Annotated in this window: 15 protein-coding genes and 1 pseudogene; 4 read left to right on the top strand and 12 right to left on the bottom strand. The window is 53.8% G+C overall.

Features of this window, described 5'->3' with window-relative positions:
• Positions 1–3: 3 nt before the first annotated feature.
• Positions 4–453, bottom strand: coding sequence for a translesion error-prone DNA polymerase V autoproteolytic subunit (gene umuD, locus C4S72_RS24595; protein ID WP_104005861.1), 450 nt, complete (start codon positions 451–453; stop codon positions 4–6).
• Between the two features lie 96 nt (positions 454–549).
• Here umuD and C4S72_RS24590 point away from each other — a divergent pair, with 96 nt between their 5' ends.
• Complete coding sequence (locus tag C4S72_RS24590; protein WP_104005860.1) at positions 550–1,176, top strand: hypothetical protein; 627 nt, start codon at positions 550–552, stop codon at positions 1,174–1,176.
• A 228-nt stretch (positions 1,177–1,404) separates the two neighbouring features.
• Positions 1,405–2,447: pseudogene (locus C4S72_RS24585) on the top strand (IS110 family RNA-guided transposase).
• Between the two features lie 470 nt (positions 2,448–2,917).
• On the opposite strand, the gene C4S72_RS24575 reads toward C4S72_RS24585, so the two are convergent.
• From C4S72_RS24575 to C4S72_RS24550, 6 genes are all read right to left on the bottom strand, one after another.
• Positions 2,918–4,339, bottom strand: a complete 1,422-nt coding sequence (locus C4S72_RS24575) for a hypothetical protein (RefSeq protein WP_104005858.1) — start codon at positions 4,337–4,339, stop codon at positions 2,918–2,920.
• Positions 4,340–4,596: 257 nt separating this feature from the next.
• Positions 4,597–7,029 (bottom strand): efflux RND transporter permease subunit, encoded by a 2,433-nt coding sequence (locus tag C4S72_RS24570; protein WP_104005884.1) that lies wholly within the window; start codon positions 7,027–7,029, stop codon positions 4,597–4,599.
• Between the two features lie 14 nt (positions 7,030–7,043).
• On the bottom strand, positions 7,044–8,138 hold the full coding sequence (locus C4S72_RS24565) for a WD40/YVTN/BNR-like repeat-containing protein (protein WP_104005857.1): 1,095 nt from the start codon (positions 8,136–8,138) through the stop codon (positions 7,044–7,046).
• 117 nt (positions 8,139–8,255) lie between these two features.
• The gene (locus tag C4S72_RS24560; protein ID WP_104005856.1) at positions 8,256–9,608 is read right to left on the bottom strand and encodes a DUF1329 domain-containing protein; all 1,353 of its coding nucleotides are present in this window, start codon (positions 9,606–9,608) and stop codon (positions 8,256–8,258) included.
• Positions 9,609–9,631: 23 nt separating this feature from the next.
• Positions 9,632–11,269, bottom strand: coding sequence for a DUF1302 domain-containing protein (locus C4S72_RS24555; RefSeq protein ID WP_104005855.1), 1,638 nt, complete (start codon positions 11,267–11,269; stop codon positions 9,632–9,634).
• A gap of 119 nt (positions 11,270–11,388) precedes the next feature.
• Positions 11,389–11,790, bottom strand: a complete 402-nt coding sequence (locus C4S72_RS24550; RefSeq protein ID WP_104005854.1) for a GlcG/HbpS family heme-binding protein — start codon at positions 11,788–11,790, stop codon at positions 11,389–11,391.
• Positions 11,791–12,082: 292 nt separating this feature from the next.
• Here C4S72_RS24550 and C4S72_RS24545 point away from each other — a divergent pair, with 292 nt between their 5' ends.
• Positions 12,083–12,772 carry a GntR family transcriptional regulator gene (locus tag C4S72_RS24545; protein ID WP_104005853.1) on the top strand — a complete coding sequence of 230 codons (690 nt, stop codon included), beginning with the start codon at positions 12,083–12,085 and terminating at the stop codon, positions 12,770–12,772.
• A gap of 128 nt (positions 12,773–12,900) precedes the next feature.
• Here C4S72_RS24545 and gfa read toward each other — a convergent pair whose 3' ends face one another.
• The 4 genes from gfa to C4S72_RS24525 all read right to left on the bottom strand — a co-directional run bounded on the left by gfa (position 12,901) and on the right by C4S72_RS24525 (position 16,805).
• A complete protein-coding gene (gfa, locus tag C4S72_RS24540) occupies positions 12,901–13,908 on the bottom strand; it encodes an S-(hydroxymethyl)glutathione synthase (protein ID WP_104005852.1) in 1,008 nt (335 codons plus the stop codon).
• 72 nt (positions 13,909–13,980) lie between these two features.
• On the bottom strand, positions 13,981–15,195 hold the full coding sequence (locus C4S72_RS24535; RefSeq protein WP_104005851.1) for an NAD(P)/FAD-dependent oxidoreductase: 1,215 nt from the start codon (positions 15,193–15,195) through the stop codon (positions 13,981–13,983).
• Positions 15,196–15,300: 105 nt separating this feature from the next.
• A complete protein-coding gene (locus C4S72_RS24530; protein WP_104005850.1) occupies positions 15,301–15,618 on the bottom strand; it encodes a 2Fe-2S iron-sulfur cluster-binding protein in 318 nt (105 codons plus the stop codon).
• An 11-nt stretch (positions 15,619–15,629) separates the two neighbouring features.
• Entirely contained in the window at positions 15,630–16,805 is a 1,176-nt protein-coding gene (locus tag C4S72_RS24525) for a cytochrome P450 (RefSeq protein WP_104005849.1), read from the bottom strand.
• A gap of 120 nt (positions 16,806–16,925) precedes the next feature.
• Between C4S72_RS24525 and C4S72_RS24520 the strand changes: the two genes are divergently transcribed.
• Positions 16,926–17,861 carry a LysR family transcriptional regulator gene (locus C4S72_RS24520; RefSeq protein ID WP_104005848.1) on the top strand — a complete coding sequence of 312 codons (936 nt, stop codon included), beginning with the start codon at positions 16,926–16,928 and terminating at the stop codon, positions 17,859–17,861.
• Positions 17,862–18,150: 289 nt separating this feature from the next.
• On the opposite strand, the gene C4S72_RS24515 is transcribed toward C4S72_RS24520, so the two are convergent.
• Positions 18,151–19,581 carry an aldehyde dehydrogenase family protein gene (locus C4S72_RS24515; protein ID WP_104005847.1) on the bottom strand — a complete coding sequence of 477 codons (1,431 nt, stop codon included), beginning with the start codon at positions 19,579–19,581 and terminating at the stop codon, positions 18,151–18,153.
• Between the last annotated feature and the right edge of the window lie 34 nt (positions 19,582–19,615).

The raw sequence follows: 19,615 nt of genomic DNA, 5'->3' as shown, positions 1-19,615 counted from the left end.
CGTTCAGGGAGACCGCCGGACACGACGCACCACGTTGGTGACGACACCGAATATTTCCAACTCGGATTCGGCGGAGATATCGATCGGGGAATACTTTGGATTGTGTGGCAGCAAACGAACGCAAGGTTTCAGCTCCAGCTCTTTAACTGTCATTTCACCGTGGATACAGGCGATCACAATATCCCCGTGAGTAGCAGTCAGTGAACGGTCCACAACCAGAATGTCCTTTGGAAAGATTCCCGCACCCGTCATAGACTCACCTTCGACACGAACAAAGAAGGTCGCAGCTGGGCGTTGGATACACAGCTCATTCAGATCAAGAGTGTCTTCAACATAGTCCTGAGCGGGCGAGGGGAAGCCTGCAGCAACGTGTTCCAGATACAGAGGGATACGTAAGGGTTGGACGGACAAACCTTCCGGATTAAGGGACTGCCCCAGGATCACTACACTCATCACACGCACGCCTAAATACTGTTTATATATACAGTTAAAATTCTACACAGAATTGCCACAAGGCGCCAAGCTCTACCCTTGTAAGTATCGAAACCTATGTTTTCATCATTGGCAGCAACGCAACCTTATAGGGCAAAACTCTTGATGCATTTCCAAAATCTCGATGTATCCGTCCTGCTGATGTATGGCCGGTCAACGGCGCGTCAGCGGGTCTTCGCATGGGCAATCAGCGTATTTCTTCTGGTGAGCTTGCTTGTGCTGTTCTGGTACGCACCTGTGATTCCAGACGAAGACATTGCGAACACTGTCCAGGCTTTCGGTAGTTTCGTGCTCGAGGGCTTTGGGGGTGCAGCAGTGATCGTCATGGTGCAGCGGCTGTTGTTCCCGATGAAGCGAACACTGACCGATCAGGTCCGCCGGTTCACGCCTATCGGGTTCATTGAAGAACGAGACCGATCTGTACTTGATAACGCCTATATTCAGGTCATGGAAACCGCGAGCCGGGTTGATTTCCGGAAGGCGCTGGAGTTGGCCGCGTACGATCCTGAAATACTGTCCTTTGGCAATCTTCGGGTGATTGTGCAGCAGCGCCGCGGTCGTTTGGCCCGTTGGATGGTTACAGAAGAGCGCATTAGCCAGGCCTGTTTCCTCTTGTACTTGTGCCACCGAGCGGAGCAGAAGAAGCGACAAATCACCGAAACGGGCCAGACGGACATCTTTTGATAGTGACTATTTGAGTTTGGTGGGAGATGGGGGGCACGGTGATGCCTTCCTCACTGTTCTTTGCACCTGGTAGGGAGCTGGGGTTAAAGGGGCTTGATTTCGCATAGCGGACGTTGCAGGGATCGGCTTCAGACGTCACTTTCGACCCAATGTATGGACTCCTCCTCCTCCCCTGATCGGCGCTAGTCTTAGGTTCGATCAAGAACAATAAAAAAGAGGGCTTCAGGCATGGCCACGACAAATACCATTGGCGTCGATTTAGCCAAAAACGTCATCCAATCTTCCATCGTCTCGACATCCGGTATTGAGCTTCAGAATACCGAGCTAACACGTACCAAATTCGCTGAGTTCCTTGCGAAGCAAAAGCCATCCCTTGTTGCATTTGAAGCGTGTGCGACCGCCCATTATTGGGCGAGGTATGCCCAAGCGCAGGGGCATCGTACCAAGATCATTCCGGCAAAAGCGGTGACGCCATTTAGGCAAGGTCATAAGACAGATAAAAATGATGCATTGGCCGTCGCTGAAGCGGCGAACCGTCCCAACATTAAGGAAGCACCACTCAAGACTATTGAGCAGCAGGGCATTCAAGCGATACAGCGTTCGCGTGAACTATTGGTTCAGGAACGAACCTCACTCTCGAATCACATTCGCGGGCTGCTTCTGGAGTTCGGTGTGGTGATTCCGAAAGGTTTTGCTGCCCTAAACTATCGGATTCCATTCGTCCTCGAAGATGCAGAGAACGGTGTTCCCCACATCTACCGACCCACTTTGCACCGTATGTTTAATCGGTATCTGAAACTCCGGGAGGATATCGATTTCCTCAACGAGCAGGTTAAACAGATTGTGAAGCAAAATGATGGCTGTAATCGCCTGACGGCTATAGAGGGCGTCGGGCCAATAAGTGCGGTGTTGTTGTTTTCTACTCTAGGGACCGGTGAAGCTTTCAAAAATGGTCGCGAATACTCAGCTTACATCGGCCTGACACCTAAACAGTACAGTAGCGGGGGAAGAGCAAACATGATTGGAATCAGCAAGCATGTAGCCAATCACCGTTTGAGATCGGTGCTGATACAGGGTGCTCGGGCGTATGTGCATAAGCTGAAAGAGCCCAAAACACCAAAGCAGCGGTGGCTCTGGGAGTTGATTCAGCGAGCGGGATACGGAAAAGCAGCCGTCGCGCTGGCTAATAAAAATGTAGTACGGCATGGGCATTGTTGACCAAGGGCACTGAGTACCGGATAAGCCAGAAGGGTAGCCTGGTAGCAGAGTGAGCTAAAGATAGAAGAAGTGACATGTTCCGCAAGCAAGCCAATATCAGATAGAGATATCCATCCTGATCAAACCTGTTCAGCTTTGAGGCCTGGAGACCAACGACCCAAAGAGGAATCGGGATGCGCATACATAGTGGGTTAGGAGATAGCTTCTCCGTCAGAAACCGGATATACGTACGCGTCTTTACTCTGAGCCAGCTCTGCATTGCGAAACCGGAGGAGTCCATATACATAGCTGCCGCTGTGCTCAGACGCACCACGTTCAATTGTCAGAGTTTGTTTGGCGAGAAATACGCCGGTCTTCAGATAGAGCCAGAACAATAGGAACGTTCTAGACGTATAGAGTTCTCCGGATCGGGGGGTATATTTGCCACGAACGACCGCTTAGTACATCGCCCCTATTGGGAACTGAGCAGTGTGCCACTTAGTTGGGAGCAGCCGCTTCTTTACTGTCTGCTTGGGCATCAATCCTAAAGCATGAAAGAGATTAAAACCATCCAGACACCAACAATTAGTGCTCCCCCTAATACATACATTGAGTTCCATTCTCGTATTATCGTTTGTACCGGAACATCACTTAGTCTTGATACGATGTTTACGCCCGCTCCGACGGGAGTGGTGCATATAGAAAGCGCCCAAGCGGTCATTAAACCACTAACAGTAACAAGCGGATTAAGGCCCATCTCTGCCAATACCTGAATCGACCCTGCAAAGAATGCCAGGGTGATGATTTGAGAGATGCCGATCTGAGCCAAAATCATCATTGCCCACGCCATACCTATCGCTAGCACCACCGGAGGAATACCGACACTTGAAAGGAAGTCGCCAACCAAATCAGATGGCAGCATCGAGGCGCCTACAATCCCGGTATACATCGAACCACCGATCAACGCGACCTCGTTTCGGCTGCCGGGAAAAGATTTGGAGACACGCGTTGCCAGCCGTTTGCTGGCTGCTATAGGCGCGTCAATCCCCTTGTGCGATTCCTGAACTATCAACCAGCCCCAGGCCGAAAGCGGGATCGTCAGCATGGCTCCGATAACCATCCGCGCACCCAAGAGTTCGGCGATCAGGATCGATACGCAGACGATCGCGCCGATCAGCAGCGCCAGCCACATCAGGGGGCTGCTGGTGCCGGTTTCGGGTTGGTCGAGAGCTTCGGACTGTGGTCTATGCCTGGTATCTAGCAGCGCCCCGAACAGTATCAGCACCATTGTGATCACGAACTGCAACCCCATCAGTTGCCACCAAGGCACCTCAAGCAGTATCGACTGCGCGATAGCGAACACGATCGACAGTGGCGACCAAGCGGTCATCAGAGCAAATCCCCTGAAGATCGCCATCATCATGCTTTTCTGGCGGGCGGCTTTAAGATCGGGGTCGTTGTCAGCCGCAACGAGTGTGTTGCCCTTGTTAATCATCACACCCAGCAGCGGCATCACTCCAAAGTTTAGGATGATTGCAATTGCATGACTGCCAAACGTCAACGCGAGGTAGCGGCGTCTTGGGGGCTGCTTGACGATGCTCTCACCACAGGCCTGTATCAGCGGTGAACTGTCCGCCGCCTCGCGCAGCAATCCCAATGAGATGAACAACCCGATAACAAAGCTGGATTCGGCCAATGCATGGCTAATTACGGTAAGTGGCTGAGGCAGAGTGGATATCGCGGCGACGGTGAGGGCGCAGGCTGTCGCTAGAATAATCTTTCCAATGTTGCCGGTACGACGCGCCTCCAGCCCCCAATAGATGACCAACCCGACAGAGGCGACCCAGACCGCATCTTTCAGACTAGAGGTGGCTTGAATTAATACACTGGTTACAACACAGACCAATGCCGTCGTTGATATTTTTTCTGCTAGGGATGTAGGCTTTTCCGATGTATTCGCTGTCATAACTCTATCTTTCTTCAGTCGGTAATCGCTGGTAAACCGATACGGCCCGTTTAGTCGCATTGGCGATCAAGACCCGTTGTTCCAGGGTTAGGATCTGTGGGTCGAGGCCGCGTACACGAGGAACGACCGCCGAAGCGTTGCCGGAATATTGTGCAGGTGGTGTGGTCTCAATCCATCCGTCGGCTTTTCCGGGTCTTTACCCCATCAAGAAAAAAGCCGCCGCAAGAGCGGCGGAAAGTTGCGGGCGCGGAAAAGGATTATTCGCTGACTGCTCTCATGGCCGTCGCCGGTTCCTCGCTGGATGCCTTGCTCATGCTTGGCAGCAGCAGTCTGGCCAGCGCGGGTGTCAGGATCAGCGCGCCGAGCATGTTCCAGATGAACATGAAGGCGAGCAAGATGCCCATATCGGCTTGGAACTTGATCGGTGACAGCGACCAAGTGGCAACGGCAATGCCGAGCGTGATACCGGTCAGGATTACGACCTTGCCGGTGGAAAGCAGTGCTGCGTAATAGGCGTTGGATAGTGGGGCACCCTGGCGAAGGTTGTTCAACGTGATACTCAGGATATAGAGCGAGTAGTCCACGCCGATACCGACACCCAGAGCGATAACTGGCAGTGTTGCAACCTTCAAGCCTATATCCAGCTCCACCATCAGTGCCTGACACAAAATAGAGGTCAGCATCAGCGGCAGTACGGTGCAGACCACCGCACGTAGGTTGCGGAAGGTCAGGTAGCAGAGCACGATTACTGCTGCGTACACCAGAATCAACATCTGCGTGTTGGCCTGCTCCACGACGATATTAGTGGCTGCGGCGATACCGGCGTTACCGGCGGCAGACATAAACCGGATATCGTCTGTATTGTTGGCGGCTGCGAACTTGTCGACCAAATCTACGACGCGGTTCAGCGTGTCGGCCTTATGATCTGACAGGAACACGTTTATCGTCATCAGGTCACAGTTCTGGTTGAACAGCTCGCGCGGCGCGCGGGTGATGATGGCGTTCAACAGGCCCTGGTTACGGGGGATCTCGTACCAGGTCATGCTGCCCTCGTTCATGCCTGCCGCCGCGTACTTGCTCAGCGCCGCCAGCGAACTGGTCGATACCACACCCGGCAGCTGCTGCAATTGGGCTTCCAGCGCATCCACTTTGACCAGTGTGTCGTAGTTAGCGCAGTAATACAGTGGTGTCTTGACCATCACCACATACCGGTCGCTACTGGCGGCGTAGTTGGCCACCATGAAAGCGTTGTCACGGTTGTAGCGCGAGTCGGCGCGTAGCTCCGGTGCACCGGGATCCAAGTCTCCCACTTTTACCTTGGAACTGATGATGAAGCCACCGGCACCCAGTACGATGGCCACCACTACGACAATGCTTGCCCAGCGTTTGGTGGTAAAGTGATCGAGAAACGCCCAGGTCGGGTGGCGCTGATGCTCGGTATCGTGCGGGTCGACACGGGCGGATTCCGCTTCCCGTGCTGCTGCCTTTTTGCTGACGCCAGTGTAGGAGAGCAGTATCGGCAAAACGATCAGGTTGGTCAGGATCAATATCATTACGCCGATGGTGGCGGTCAGAGCCAGATCCTGGATAACCGGGATATGGATCACCATCAGTACGGCAAAACCTACGGCGTCGGTAGTCAGCGCCATCATGCCGGTCGGGAAAAGGCGGCGGAAGGTGAGTCGTGCGGCGGCGTATTTCTCCGATCCACGGCCGATCTGCTGCATGATGCCGTTCATCTTCTGGGCGCCATGACTCAGGCCGATAGCGAATACCAGGAAGGGCACCAATATAGAGTAGGGGTCCAGATCAAAGCCTAGTAGAGGCAGCAGGCCCAGCAGCCAGACTACCGCGATCAGTGAGCAGGATAACACTAGCGCCGTGCTGCGTACGCAGCGGGTGTACCAGAGCAGCACCAGAGTACAGATCGCCAGCGTCATGCCGAAGAAGAGCTGCATTAGCTGTAGACCGTCGATCAGGTCTCCAACGACTTTAGCAAAACCGGTGATATGGATCTTGATCGTATCGCTTTCGTAGGTCTTACGGATCTCTTCCAAGCGCTGCGAGAGAGCCTCATAATCGATCGGTTTGGCCTCTTCGGATCCGGTCGCTGCAGCGTCCTGCAGTGGCAGCAGCACGATGCTGGATTTAAGGTCCGCAGCGACCAGTCGGCCTATCTCGCCAGAGCGGTCCACATTCTGCTGTACCTGTTCCAGGCTCTGTGTCGAACCGTCATAGCTGTCAGGAATCACCGGACCGCCGTCGAATCCCTCTTCCGTTACACCGATCCAGCGAGTGGCCGGCGTCCACAGGGATTTCATGTAGGGGCGGTCGACACCCTTGATCAGGAACGCCTCGTCGCTGATCTTCTTCAGTGTATCCAGATAGTCGGCGTCGTATATCGTACCCTCGGTGGTGCTGACCGCGATGCGTAGCACATTACTGCCCTGGCCCAGCTGGGTTCGGTTCTCGAAGTAGTTCTGGATGTAGGGGTGATCGATCGGGATCATCTTCTCAAACGCGGCGTTCAGTTTGAGCCCGAGTGCCTGATAGCCCAGAAATAGGCTGACAAGCAGGCAGACTGCGATCACCGCGATCCGGTTATTGAACAGGACTCGCTCAATGATGTTGCCAGAATGTCTATCGAAGGCGGTTTGATGGGTCACGGATTCTATCGGTTGTTTGTTCATGGGCGCATTCACTGTCAGGACTCCCTATCGTGGCTGCCTTCGGCTAGCCGTATCGGGCCGCGCAGACCGGTGAGGATTAGTTCACCATCCTGTGTCTGAGTCAGCCCGGTCAGGTAGGTAGGTTCGGCTATGGGGGTGGCGCTGAAGCTGTGGCCGTTGTCGCTACTGCGCAGAGTCCGTCCCGACTCGTCGAGCAACAGCAGGCTGCCATCCTGCAGGCGGGCACCGGCGGTAATGGTAATGGGCAGGCGGTTGGGGATCTCCTGCCAGGAGTCGCCGCTGTCCTCGGAGAGATAGATTCCACCGCGGAGTCCGTATATGACTATCGCGCCGTTTTCAGTGCTTACCAGGCCGAATAGAGAGCCCATGGAGGGTGAATTCAGCTCCTCAAAAGAGCCGCCGCCGTCGTAAGAGGCGAGTAATAGTCCCTGTTCCCCGGCGATATACAGGGTGCCGTTGTTCTCGATGATATCGTACAGATGCAATCCGGAAGGGTTATCGAGATGATTACTGATGCTGTGCCAGCTGGCGCCACCATCCTCTGTTGTCAGTGCCAGACCGTAGGCACCAATCACCATGCCGTTATGCGCATCGGAGAAATAGAGGTTTAGCAGTGGCTTGTCCGGCCCGTCTTCGACCAGACGCTTAGCCATCTTCAGTTTGAACTCGTTTTCCTGGTTGGGATCGAGGTTGTAGGCATCCGTTGCTGCGGTAACCTCAAGCTCCGCGATGCGCATGCCATCTAGCTGCTTCTGCCACGTCAGTCCGCCATCCTTGGTATGCAGGACGACACCGGCATGACCGACAGCCCAGCCCTGCTGCGGAGTCGCGAAAACCACCCGTGTCAGGGTAACGCTCACCGGCGACTGAATCTGTTGCCAGGAACGGCCAGCATCGTCGGAGATTAGAATGAACCCGCGTTCACCGACAGAGACGAGGCGATCCCCGGTATCCGCCACATCCAACATCAACGAGTGCGAGGCCAGACCGCTGGATATGGCAGTCTGTTCGTAGAGGTTGTTGCTGATTTCTGCACTTGCTGCAGTTACTGCACTCGGTGACAGCAGGGCTGCGCTGAGACCAAGCACCGAAAGAACAGCCAGTGACATGTGGGAGTACCGAGTCGGTTGTTTGTATTCTTTTTGCATGATGTAGAACCTCGAGTTCGGCTGAACGGAGCGCACACTTATTTTGGGAGTGGGTAAGCGCTCCGGTCCCGGCAGTGATCAGCGGACGGAGTCCGAAATCATGGAGTTACCGGTGAAGAAGTAATCGTTTTTCCGAGGCACTACTTCATAGCTTTCGCCATTCAGTCCCTGTACCACGCTGTAGATGCCGCCCTGCAGGTTGTAAACCACGATGGGCTTAACCACGACAGCCGGTATTGACGGTACGACGAAAGGCATCACCTGAGTTACGCGCCAGAGCTTGTCTTCTGCGTCATAGCCATCGACCAGACTCACGGTCCAGCTGTCCTCATCGATGTAAAAGCGGCGCTTGGGTACGGCATGGCGCTTGCCTTCAGATACGTTGGCCTCCACAACCCAGACACGGTGCAGTTCCCAGCGCATCTTTTCGGAGTTCAGTACGTCTTCGGAGAAGGCGTCGTCCGGTTTCTCGCTGTGGAACTTGTTGGTGTTGTAGGGGATGTACATCTCCTGCTTACCGATCAGTTTCCAGTCGTACCGGTCCGGGTGGCCGATAAAGCCCTGCACCTCGTCAAAGTAGTTAGCGCCCGATGCTACGAAGTCAGGGGTGTCGTAACCCACAGTCGGCGCACGGCGCACGCGACGTTGGCCAACCAGGTACTGCCAGGCTGAACGGGGTGATTTGGGGTCAATGCTGTCGTGAGTGACCAACGATTCCCCTGCCTTGTAGGGTGGTTCGTTGGTCAGGAAGCGCAGTAGTACATAGAGACCAGACCAATCGGCCGCGTCACCCTCCTTGTAGTAGTAGGGGTACTGCCAGTTCTCCACGCCTCGGCTGGCCAGGGTACGCGTGCCGTCAGCGTTACCGACTATGTTGACGTAACCCATTTCCACCGACTCGGCTTCGACGCGCAGAAGGGTGTTCCAGATCGCTTCGCTACCGTTCTGCGGAATCGGGAAGGGGATGCCTCCATAGCAGTCGTCTACCGACAGACCGTTGTCGGTCAGTTTGCAGTCGGTGGCGTTCTTCAGCGTATTGTTATACACCCAGTCCGGTGCCGCTGCGGTACGGTGAGTCGGGTAGACATCGACAAAGAACTTGTCCGGGTATTTCTGCATCAGCGCTTTGGTACCGTCGGTCAGTTTGTCAGCGTACTGAGCCGCGTTCTCGGCAGTTATGCGGAACAGTGGTTTCTCGCCAGGAAACGGATCGGCAGGTACATCGCCGAATTTGGCGCCACCAGGGTCCTGCGTCATACCGCCATCCCAAGCTGGGATGCTGCCGTCGGCGTTCGCTGCACGCTCGGCGCCCAGAGGGGTAAGCTTACTCTTGAGCTCGGCGGCCTGGTCGGCGGATACCGCTGCAAAAGAGGAAGAGGATGCGAGCCCAAGCGTGAGACTCGCGGAAAAAGCCAGAAGGTACTTATTCATATTATTCTCCTGAAGAGAGGGGCTCAGAACTTGCGCTGGATCGAGAGAGCAATGAAGTCACGATCCGCCATGGTTTGGTCGAAGCTGTAGTTGTTGTCGGAGCGCACAATAGGGCCGCCACTACCGAAGAAGTTGGTGTAGCTCAGCGAGCCGTACCAGGTTTTCTGATAGTCAGCTTTGACACCGATGGTGATATCGCCGCCATGCTCAGGTGCAAAGGCCAGCGGGGTGACCGATGAACGGCCGTAAGGGGTATAGCCGACGGTGATCGGAACCTGCAGATCTACGCCGGGTATCACCTGGAAGTACTGAGGCTCGAAGGTGAAGCGCAGTGACACGGCGTCACGAGTCGAGTTCGGATCGAGCATCGCCTTGTTCTTCTTCACGCTGAGACGACGGTTGTACGCCACTTCGCCGACGAGCGCAGCGGCGTCCCAGAGGCTGCTCTCGCCGTAGAGGTCGATCATCGAGAGTTGAGCATGCAGGGAGTTACCCACTGGGTAAGCAGCATTATCGCCGTTGTCAGCACTGAGCGGGGCACCGAACACTACACCACCGTGGGCGGCCAATGGGGTATCGATACGGACAGACACTTCACCTGCCACGTTGGCTTCGCCCACCAGGGTGCTGAAGCTAGCGCCATAGGTTTTGATATCCTCCGCATACACCGCTTTATAGGTGTCGTCACCACCTGCGAAAGCGGGCTGCCAGTAAAACTGGGGAGTTTTGGCGTGGTATTTGGCTGCATACAGGCCGAAATCCCAGTCATTGTAGGAAAACTTCATCTGTACACCGAACTGACCTGAGTCTTTTGCCTCGAGGTCGGATGCGTGAATCAACGGGAAGCCTATGTTGACGGTTTCTGCACCTTCGCCGACAAAATCACCATTGCTGAAGTAGCTCCCTGATGCGGGAAGTCGCGTTTTTTCCCAGCCAAACTGGTAATAGGCGCCGAGGTTGATGCCGTTGCTCAGATGCAGGCTGGTGGATAGCTGTGGAACGGGTCTCAAGATCTCCTTGAATTGCGAGCCGGGGACCGATTGCAGCTTGATTAGATCGACCGGCCCCTGAGCGCTAGCGATACCGTTGGCGCCGAAGAACAGGCTTTCGCCGTAGATCTCGGTGAACTGACCCAGGCGAGCCGAGATGTGAGATGAACCGATATTGGTAGAGCCGTAGACAAAGGCGTCGAGCAGCTCGATATCACGGCCGTGCAGCTCCTTGGTATCGTCGGTGAACTCATCGTTATCCACGCTCAGCCCATTGAAGGTGGCGGGGGAGTCGTTGTCGTTGGAGTTGTTGTAGACGTCGTCGTACCAAGCGGCGGCACTGATACGAGCCCCAATGTTCTGATAACGGATGTTGAATTCAGAGAGAAGATCGAGACGATTGGAGATCAGTCCCTTATCGAAGTTGCGATCGCCATCATCGACGTTTGGATTGGTGCTGGTAGCGGCAACGCTTTCATCAAGATCGGAGACACGGAAGGCTGTGCTGTACTTAATAGTATTTTCCCAACTGGCTTTTACTCCAGAGTCGCCAGTATCGATCTGAAACGCGTAGGTGTTGAACGAAGTCAGCAGTGCTGCAGCGATGCCTGCGGTGTACAGGGGTAGTCGAAAGCAGTTCCAGTTTACCTGGATCTTTCTAGGCGTAGTCATGAAAACCTCTTTTGCATTCTTATCTTTATTTTTGGGTTTGCTATCGAACGCGTTGAGCGAGCGTATCTGGGTGGTCTGTTGTGCCGATCTCCTGTTGCTGCGTTGAAATGGAAGAGAAATTAACTGAGGGCGTTTAGCCCAGCTTGTGCGATCTGCACATCAAATTCAGATTTCACGCCACTGACGGCAATGCCACCTACGACTTGTCCCTGGACCTCGATCGGCAGTCCCCCTGCCATGGGGATGACGTCATGGAGTGTGGGGGTACCGGCTTTGCCCTCCTGCAGCATCTGTTCAAAAAAACTGGTAGGACGGCGTGTCAGCGAAGCGCTACGGGCCTTGTCGATCGAGATCTGGACGGAGGAGCGTGATGCGCCGGGCAGACGACGAAATGCCAGGAGATGCCCGCCTTCATCAACTACGGCGATAGAGACAGCCCAGCTATTGCAGGATGCCTCGTCGTTCGCTGCAGCGATCATGCTGTCTATCTCAGCTGCGTCTAGCTCCAAACGTGTTCGCATGCGGTCCCCTGAAGTGGATATTGTTACGCATAATAATAGGTAATATGTTTTTAATTATAATATTAATACAAAATCTTTCTTTATGCACAAAATATAGCTATGTAAATTTTTAGTCAAGCGGTGGTTGAGTTGGCAGGGCACATTTACACCCGTAAAAATGGCCGAAAAAGGCTTAATGGCAGGATATGGCGGGGGGGGGGGGGAAAGCTACTTGGAGGTGCGGCTAAAAATTGCACAAATAAAATTTTGCGCATAAAATTTACTCAATTATTAGTTTTAGGTAACCATTACCATGCAAAACACCCAAGAAGGATCACTCATTGAGGTGGCCTTTCAGCAGATGAAGAAAGCGATCATCTGTTGTGAGCTTGCTCCCGGTGAGAAGCTCAAGGTAGCCAACCTGTCCAAGTCTTATGGCCTGAGCAGCTCTCCCATTCGTGAGGCACTGAATCGTCTATCGCAGGAAGGCGTGGTCGTTGCCAGTGAAAACAGGGGTTTTAGAGTCTCCAGTCTTACAATCGACGACTTCGAGCAGATCACGCGGTTGCGATGTTTGCTGGAGTGTGAGGCGCTGGTCGATGCAATCGAGAATGGCGACGATGCTTGGGAAGCCGACGTGATTGGTGCTTTCCATCGTCTGAGGGTGGCGGAGAAGAAATTGGCTGGGCGTTCCGTAGTGCTGGACGATGACTGGACCGAGCGCCACAAAGCGTTTCACTTCGCGCTTTTTTCCGCGTGCAAGTCAGATCGTCTGCTGCGGCTGATCGATTCTCTATTCGATCAGGCCGAGCGTTATAGGCGCTACTCTGCACTTCATCGCACCGCGGTTCGCAATAAGAGCGATGAGCACCAGCGGCTGATGGATATTGCGTTGGAGCGGGATGCAAAGGGCGCTGCGGAACTGTTGGATGCGCACATCAGGGGCACATTGAAGAATGTGACCGCCGCTTTGCGCCTGCAGGAAAGCGCCACTCTGCAGTAACCATCATGATTACTACTGCAACACCCCGGGAAAGATCGCTTTAACGGTTGAGCACGACGTTTACCGAAGAGGGGCGGTAAACGTAACCGGGTAACGGCGATCGATACCCGGCATTCCATGCCATATCTCTACTGGTCGCACTTTTCCAGTTTGACCTTATGCCAGGCGATCAGGTCCATGATTTCCGGAGAAAATACGTCGTAGGATGGGATCCCGAGGTCCTCAAGTTTGGTACGAATTGAAACCATCTGAGCCGGTTCCAATCCGGTTTCAACCAACGAGGAAACAAACGCCGCAAATTCAGGTACCGGTATCTGGCCATCTGTCACCAGTTCAGGGTGGATGAAGTTCAGACCGTAAAAGTGATGATCCCTGTCTTCAACCGTACCGTACATATGCGTGCCGCAGGATGAGCAGGCATAGCGCTTGATGGATTGGGTTTCATCGACAATCTGCAGCTTGTCGTTATTCTCTGCAACGGTCAGCTGTCCATCCGCCACGACTGCGATCAACGCCAGCAACGCATCCTCAGGCTTCCAGCATTTGCTACAGCCGCACAGGTGGTTATGGTAAATCGGCGCATTGACGTTGATAACGACAGGGTTTTCCGCGCATGAGCATTTCAGGGTTTTTCCCTGCAGCGAAACCTTATCTGACGGTGTGTTATCAAGGCTGGCGTGGACATAGGGTTCTTCGGTGGCCAACGCTTCTGCACGCTCCTTCAGGGCTTCGTTCATCCTGATGTAAGCCGCACGCCCCAGAGTATTGATCCCATCCCAGACCTGAGTCAGGAAGGTTCCGGAAAAATCTTCGTTATGGATAAGGGTGGTTGTACCGTCATCATTCTGTTCCAGAACGAAGTAGTGCTCTGCACGAAACTCGCCGGGAGTGGGGCGCTCGGAGAGCCAGCGTAGCTCTCTTGCACCGACAATAGCTGTCAGCGTCGGCTTCAGTGGAACGGTGGGCATACCTTCGCGAGTCAAGATACCTTCCACCTGGCGGCCAACCATCGTTTTTCCCTTCAGCTCAGGGACCAGAGGGTTCCATTCGGGATATCGTTCAATGTCATCCAATATGGCCCAGATTACATGGGCCGGTGCATTGATCTTAATTGATGTATCTAATGTTTTTTCCATCTTTCTCACGCTTTGCGAAATTAAGCTTCATAAAAGGAGGAGTAGGTCTTTTTCAGCGGTCTACTGCTCGATTCATAAACTCTCGAAGATCTCTTTCAGTGATTTCTGTCGGTTGGCTAGCTGCTCCCCAGTTGGTGACAAGCCGTTTAAAACCATCTTGCGTCCGATCAGGTAGGCACGTGGCGCGTTGAGGGCATCGACAGCGACCAACTGCCCATCGCGGTGGTACCAATGGGAGCGCCCTTCACCTTCGACGTCGCGGACAGTGACGCAGTCCTGGGTGGAAATCCGCCCTGCGATCTGCAGTTTCATATCGAACTGATCGGACCAGAACCAGGGTTTAGGCTCGTAGGAAACCGTTTCACCAAGAATGTTACAGGCGACAAGTTCGCCGGTATCGATAGCGTTACCGACACTTTCCAGGCGGATATCACCGTTTTGCAAGCGGTAGCAGGCGCAATCGCCAATCGCGTAAATATCTGAATCGGAGGTTTGGCCAAGCTCGTTGACAAGAATTCCGTTGGCGATCTCCAGGTCGGCTTGTTCGGCAAGTTCTACCCTGGGCATAGCGCCAATGCCGGCGACGACAATATCAGCCCGTATCTCTTTGCCGTTTTCAAGAACCACCGACTGAATTTTTTCTTCGCCAGTCAGCTCCTTGATCTGCTCGCCTACATGAAATTGAACACCCTGATCCTGATGCAGTTTCAATATGTAATCGGCGGTCTCTTTCGATGCGACACGTCCCAAAATATTGGGTGCGACTTCGATGACATTAACCTCCAGCCCCAAGCCTTTGGCAACGGCGGCCATCTCCAGTCCGATGTATCCACCGCCGATTACCACCATGTTTTTGGCCACGTCCAATTCGGGGCGCAGTCTTTCAATGTCGGCCAGGTCTCTGATGGTATGGATGCCCGATATTGAACGGGTCATCGATAGCGGTAGGTTGCGGGCAGCTGATCCAGTGGCGATGACAAGAGCATCATATTTTTGTAAGCGGCCGTCAGACAGCTCAATATTTTTGTTGCTGCGGTCAATTCGTTCAACTTTATTGGACGTTAGTAACTCGATTTTTTCTTTTTCATACCAGGCTTGCGGGCGCAGTAATAAACGTTCATTTTCGACTTTCCCTAATAAATAAGCCTTGGAAAGCGGTGGGCGTTGATAAGGAAGATTTGGTTCATCACCAATTATAATAATCTCTCCGTCAAAGCCTTTAGATCGTAATTTTGCAGCACAAGCTAAACTAGCCTGCCCCGCACCGATCATGACTACAGTTTGCATTTCTCATCTCCGATCCTGTTCGGCATTTATCCCGTTTAACAGGGTGTCGAATTAACAGACGAGGCGGCGGAGACAGGTGTCAAACCGCCACCAGAGAAGGAGCGGTTATTCGCCCGGGATATGTACGACCATGCCGTTCATATCTTCAGAAATACTGACCTGGCAGCTTAGGCGACTACAGGGTTGACGGTCAGCCGTGGTGAAATCCAGCATATCTTCTTCATGATCTTCCGGTGCATCCAGCCGGTCATAAACCTCTTTCGGCAGCACCACATGGCAGGTAGCGCACGCAGCCGCACCGTTGCATTCAGCCAGAATTCCTTCGACGCCATTGTGCAACGCAGCTTCCATCAACGAGAGGCCTTCGGTCACTTCGACCGTCGCTTTACTACCTGAAGGTTGTACAAATGTAATTATTGTCATGACAGCACCTACTACTTAGCGTCCCAAACGACTGGCAAGGAGGTAGGGCCCCGGAAAACCCAACCACTGATTTTTACCGCTTCAGGATCTTTCAAACGAAGATTCGGAAGGCGTTCGAATAAACGTGGGACAGCCAGTTTTGATACTAAAATACGTGCTACCCAGGTTCCGGCGCAGAAGTGCGCACCGGCGCCGAACGCTAAATGGGGCTGTTTTGGACGGAAAATATCGAACTTCTCAGGGGAGTCGAAGTGTGTAGGGTCATGGTTGGCAGCGCCTATGCACAGGCCAATCTGATCACCTTTTTTAAGCTGAACGCCGGAGAGCTCCACATCTTGGGTAACCAGGCGCGGATACATGCCGATCGGCGAAATCCAGCGTACGGCTTCTTCAAAGCCCTTTTCCCATAGGCTGGGGTCTTCCTTGACTTTGGCTAATTGATCCGGGTTCTGCAGCAGGCCCAGGACAAGTGTCAGGATCGCATCGCGTGGCTCGTTATGGCCTCCGCCGATAAAGACTTTTACATTACCGTAGATCTGCTTTTTACTTTGGTCGGCCTGCAGCAGCGACGACAAAGCCGATTCGTTTGGATTTTCCAGATGGTAGGGGATCATGGCGTCGATGGCTTGTTCGATCTCATCGGTCGCCTGTTTCGCACGGCGTGCGATTTCCGGATCGTTGCCATAGTTGCCGTTGCCATCCATCATCGCCTGAGACCAGCGGGCAACCGTCTGCCAATCTACATCACCCAGACCCAGAACAGCCACCAGAGCACGGGCTGCCATCGGGCTGGCATAAGCGTCAAACAGATCAGCTTCACCATCTTTTTCGAAGGCCTCGATAATCTCATCGACGATATCCTCCAGCTTGGGCGCCCAGCAGCGCTTTGCCGTACCGGGACGCAAAGAGGGTTCCACCGCCTTACGCTCTACCTGATGCTCTTCACCATCCTTACGCATCAGGTTGGGGCCGCAGACTTTTACCACCAGAGAGTGGGGGTTTTCGGAAGAGTAGGTAACGGGATCGCGCTCAACTTCCATGATGTCGTCAAACCGTGTTACCAGCATCAGGTTTGCGGCTTCTACACGAACGACAGGGCCCATCTGTTGAGCACGGGCATAAATGGGGTAGGGGTTGGCCAGAATGTCAGACATGGTGACATCGCCAATTACGGGGATGTTGGGCATCTACAGCTCCATATTTATTTATTTTTGTTGTATGAGACTTTAGGGAGGTAATCTGTATTGAGCAATGGTATGGTTTAGATTCAGGTCATCTAAATATTAAATGTGCTGGCTGGTACGTGTATGAAGAAGCTTGAGAAGCTCGATATAAATATGTTCAGGACTCTCGTTACGATTTATGAGCGTGGTTCGTTTACCGAAGCTGCCCATCTAATCGGGATCAATCAATCGACCGCCAGCTACACCATGAAAATTCTGCGCGACAGTTTCGAAGACCCTCTGTTTGTGCGTACCGGAAACAAGATTGAACCTACCGATCGTTGCCACGAAATCGTTGAAGAGGTGCGGGATATTCTGACAACCCTTGATCGATTGGCATCAAAGAAGGATTTTGAGCCGAAGGAAGCGCAGGGTAGGGTTGTTATCAGTTGTAACTATCATGAAAGACGAGCACTGATCCCGGAAGCGGTTCGGCGTATTAGGCGTGAAGCACCCCATATCAAAATCGATCTGCATGAGGCGGCTGTTGATGGCAAGCGTCAGCTCTTGGAGAATACGGTCGATATCCTGCTCGGCCCAGTGGCGATCATAGGGGACGTTTTTTATCGACGTAATCTATTTACAGATCAATATATCTGTTTGATGGATGTTGATAATTATCTGGCAGATCAGCCGCTGAGCTTGGAGCAATTTTGCAACGCCAAGCATATTGCGGTTACCCACAACGGACACTGGGAGGCCTTGTTCTATTCTGTCCTGCGTCTACAAGGTATCAACCTTGCCCCGGATCTCTCTATCCCCAGCCACGACAACCTGGGTCAAATGATTCGAGGCAGTGACCTTGTGGCTACCATCCCAGGGCGGCTGGCGAACGTATTAGGTGATGGACTTGTGACCAAGCCTTTCCCGCTGGAGGTGCCCATAGCCATCGATATGTATTGGACTGAGCGAACACATTTTTCTGGCCTGCATAAATGGATCAGGCAAATTCTGGCCGAAGTTTCTGCTGAGCATCGGCAGCGCCCTCCATTGGGTGTGGTGGTAAAAAACAGTGAGTGAACGATCAGTGAGGGAATAAACCGGGCCTGATAAGCGAACCAGGTGCAACGAAACACCGAGTCGGCGTGCAATAGTATCTGAAAGCGGTCAAGGTTTCGGACTGACGAACAGCAGCAAGCAAGCCCCAGGTTCAACTGGGGGAACGAGCGGGGGCCGTGCTTGATACTACCGCATATCTCTCAGAAAGACCGGCTCAGGGTGGTCTATCAAGCAGCTATAGCTGCGTTAGCCGGGTTACGGCTTTCGTCGATGCAGACGATTTGTCTGCATCTGGATCTTCGATGAAAGCTCAGTATCGGGTGTAAGCCGTCTTTACTGTGGTGTAGAACTCGGCCGCATAGCGACCCTGCTCGCGTGAACCATAACTCGACCCCTTGGTGCCGCCGAACGGCACGTGATAATCAACGCCGGCGGTGGGGGTATTCACCATCACCATTCCGCTTTGCACTTTGCGCTTGAAGTCGGTGGCGTACTTGAGCGAGTTGGTGCAGATGCCGGCTGAGAGTCCGTAAGAGGAGTCGTTTGCCAGCTGCAGAGCGTGTTCGTAGTCGACGGCGGGTATCGCACAGGCGATCGGGCCGAAAAACTCCTCCTGAGCGATACGCATACCGGGTTCCGCATCAACGAAGAGAGCTGGGCTCATAAAGTATCCCGGTGTTTCCCGTGTCAGCGCTTCGCCCCCAAACGCCAGCCGAGCGCCCTCGGCTCGTGTTGCTTTTATATCCCTCAAGTTGAGCTCAAACTGCGCCTTGTCGGCGACAGGGCCAATAGTGCTCTGTGGGTCCAGGGCATGCCCAACTACCAGCGATTGCAGTTTTTCCTGCACCGCCGCGGTGAACCGGGAGTAGATCCCTTTTTCGATAATAAAGCGGGAAGAAGCGGTACAGCGCTGTCCGGTCGAGAAGTACGCGCCCTGAACGGCCACATCCACTGCTAGATCGAGGTCGGCGTCGTTGAGGATCACCAGTGGATTACTGCCACCCATCTCCATCTGTAGTTTCGCCAGACGGGGAGCTGCAGTGGTCAGTATCCGGCGTCCGGTGTCGGCTGAACCGGTAAAGCTGATCGCCTTGACCTTGGGAGATTCAACCATAGACTGGCCAACAACGCTGCCGCGGCCCATCAACAGGTTAAATGTACCGTCCGGCAGACCGGCGCGAGAGATGATCTCGGCCAGCGCCCAGGCTGACCCGGGTACCAGGTCGGCTGGCTTAAACACCACGGCGTTGCCATAGGCCAGTGCCGGTGCGATCTTCCAGGCGGGAATGGCGATCGGGAAGTTCCATGGGGCAATGATGCCGATTACGCCAACCGGCTGGCGCACAATATCGACCTCGATGCCGCTGCGCACGGAGTCCAGATGTTCCCCCTGGGGGCGAAGGATTTCTCCGGCAAAGAATTTAAAGATCTGTCCGGCGCGAACTACCTCTCCGACAGCCTCGGGTAGAATCTTGCCCTCTTCGCGCGCGAGCAGGGTGCCCAGCTCTGTCTGGCGAGACAGAATCTCAGTACCAATGAACTCCAGAGCGTCGGCACGCTGCTGTAGGCTCAGTGATGCCCAGATAGGCTGCGCCGCTTCCGCGGCATCGATTGCGACTAGCGTATCCTCAGCCGAGGCCTGAGCATACACGCCGATCTGATCGTTGGTATCCGAGGGGTTTAGGTTGATGCGCTCGGCTCGGCCGTCAACCCATTGCCCGCCGATTAGGTTCTTATGCATAGTGTTCTATTTCCCGGTGAGAGTCTCGGCCTGC

The sequence above is a fragment of the Marinobacterium lutimaris genome, from assembly GCF_900108065.1.
Taxonomy (GTDB): domain Bacteria; phylum Pseudomonadota; class Gammaproteobacteria; order Pseudomonadales; family Balneatricaceae; genus Marinobacterium_D; species Marinobacterium_D lutimaris.
Note: the sequence above shows the minus strand (reverse complement) of the source record. Positions and strands in the feature narration are given on the sequence as shown.

Bases quoted from the DNA above. Each gene is read 5' to 3' on its own strand.
- umuD (WP_104005861.1), bottom strand. From the start codon at position 453: ATGAGTGTAGTGATCCTGGGGCAGTCCCTTAATCCGGAAGGTTTGTCC.
- C4S72_RS24590 (WP_104005860.1), top strand. From the start codon at position 550: ATGTTTTCATCATTGGCAGCAACGCAACCTTATAGGGCAAAACTCTTG.
- C4S72_RS24575 (WP_104005858.1), bottom strand. From the start codon at position 4,339: ATGACAGCGAATACATCGGAAAAGCCTACATCCCTAGCAGAAAAAATA.
- C4S72_RS24570 (WP_104005884.1), bottom strand. From the start codon at position 7,029: ATGAACAAACAACCGATAGAATCCGTGACCCATCAAACCGCCTTCGAT.
- C4S72_RS24565 (WP_104005857.1), bottom strand. From the start codon at position 8,138: ATGTCACTGGCTGTTCTTTCGGTGCTTGGTCTCAGCGCAGCCCTGCTG.
- C4S72_RS24560 (WP_104005856.1), bottom strand. From the start codon at position 9,608: ATGAATAAGTACCTTCTGGCTTTTTCCGCGAGTCTCACGCTTGGGCTC.
- C4S72_RS24555 (WP_104005855.1), bottom strand. From the start codon at position 11,269: ATGACTACGCCTAGAAAGATCCAGGTAAACTGGAACTGCTTTCGACTA.
- C4S72_RS24550 (WP_104005854.1), bottom strand. From the start codon at position 11,790: ATGCGAACACGTTTGGAGCTAGACGCAGCTGAGATAGACAGCATGATC.
- C4S72_RS24545 (WP_104005853.1), top strand. From the start codon at position 12,083: ATGCAAAACACCCAAGAAGGATCACTCATTGAGGTGGCCTTTCAGCAG.
- gfa (WP_104005852.1), bottom strand. From the start codon at position 13,908: ATGGAAAAAACATTAGATACATCAATTAAGATCAATGCACCGGCCCAT.
- C4S72_RS24535 (WP_104005851.1), bottom strand. From the start codon at position 15,195: ATGCAAACTGTAGTCATGATCGGTGCGGGGCAGGCTAGTTTAGCTTGT.
- C4S72_RS24530 (WP_104005850.1), bottom strand. From the start codon at position 15,618: ATGACAATAATTACATTTGTACAACCTTCAGGTAGTAAAGCGACGGTC.
- C4S72_RS24525 (WP_104005849.1), bottom strand. From the start codon at position 16,805: ATGCCCAACATCCCCGTAATTGGCGATGTCACCATGTCTGACATTCTG.
- C4S72_RS24520 (WP_104005848.1), top strand. From the start codon at position 16,926: ATGAAGAAGCTTGAGAAGCTCGATATAAATATGTTCAGGACTCTCGTT.
- C4S72_RS24515 (WP_104005847.1), bottom strand. From the start codon at position 19,581: ATGCATAAGAACCTAATCGGCGGGCAATGGGTTGACGGCCGAGCCGAG.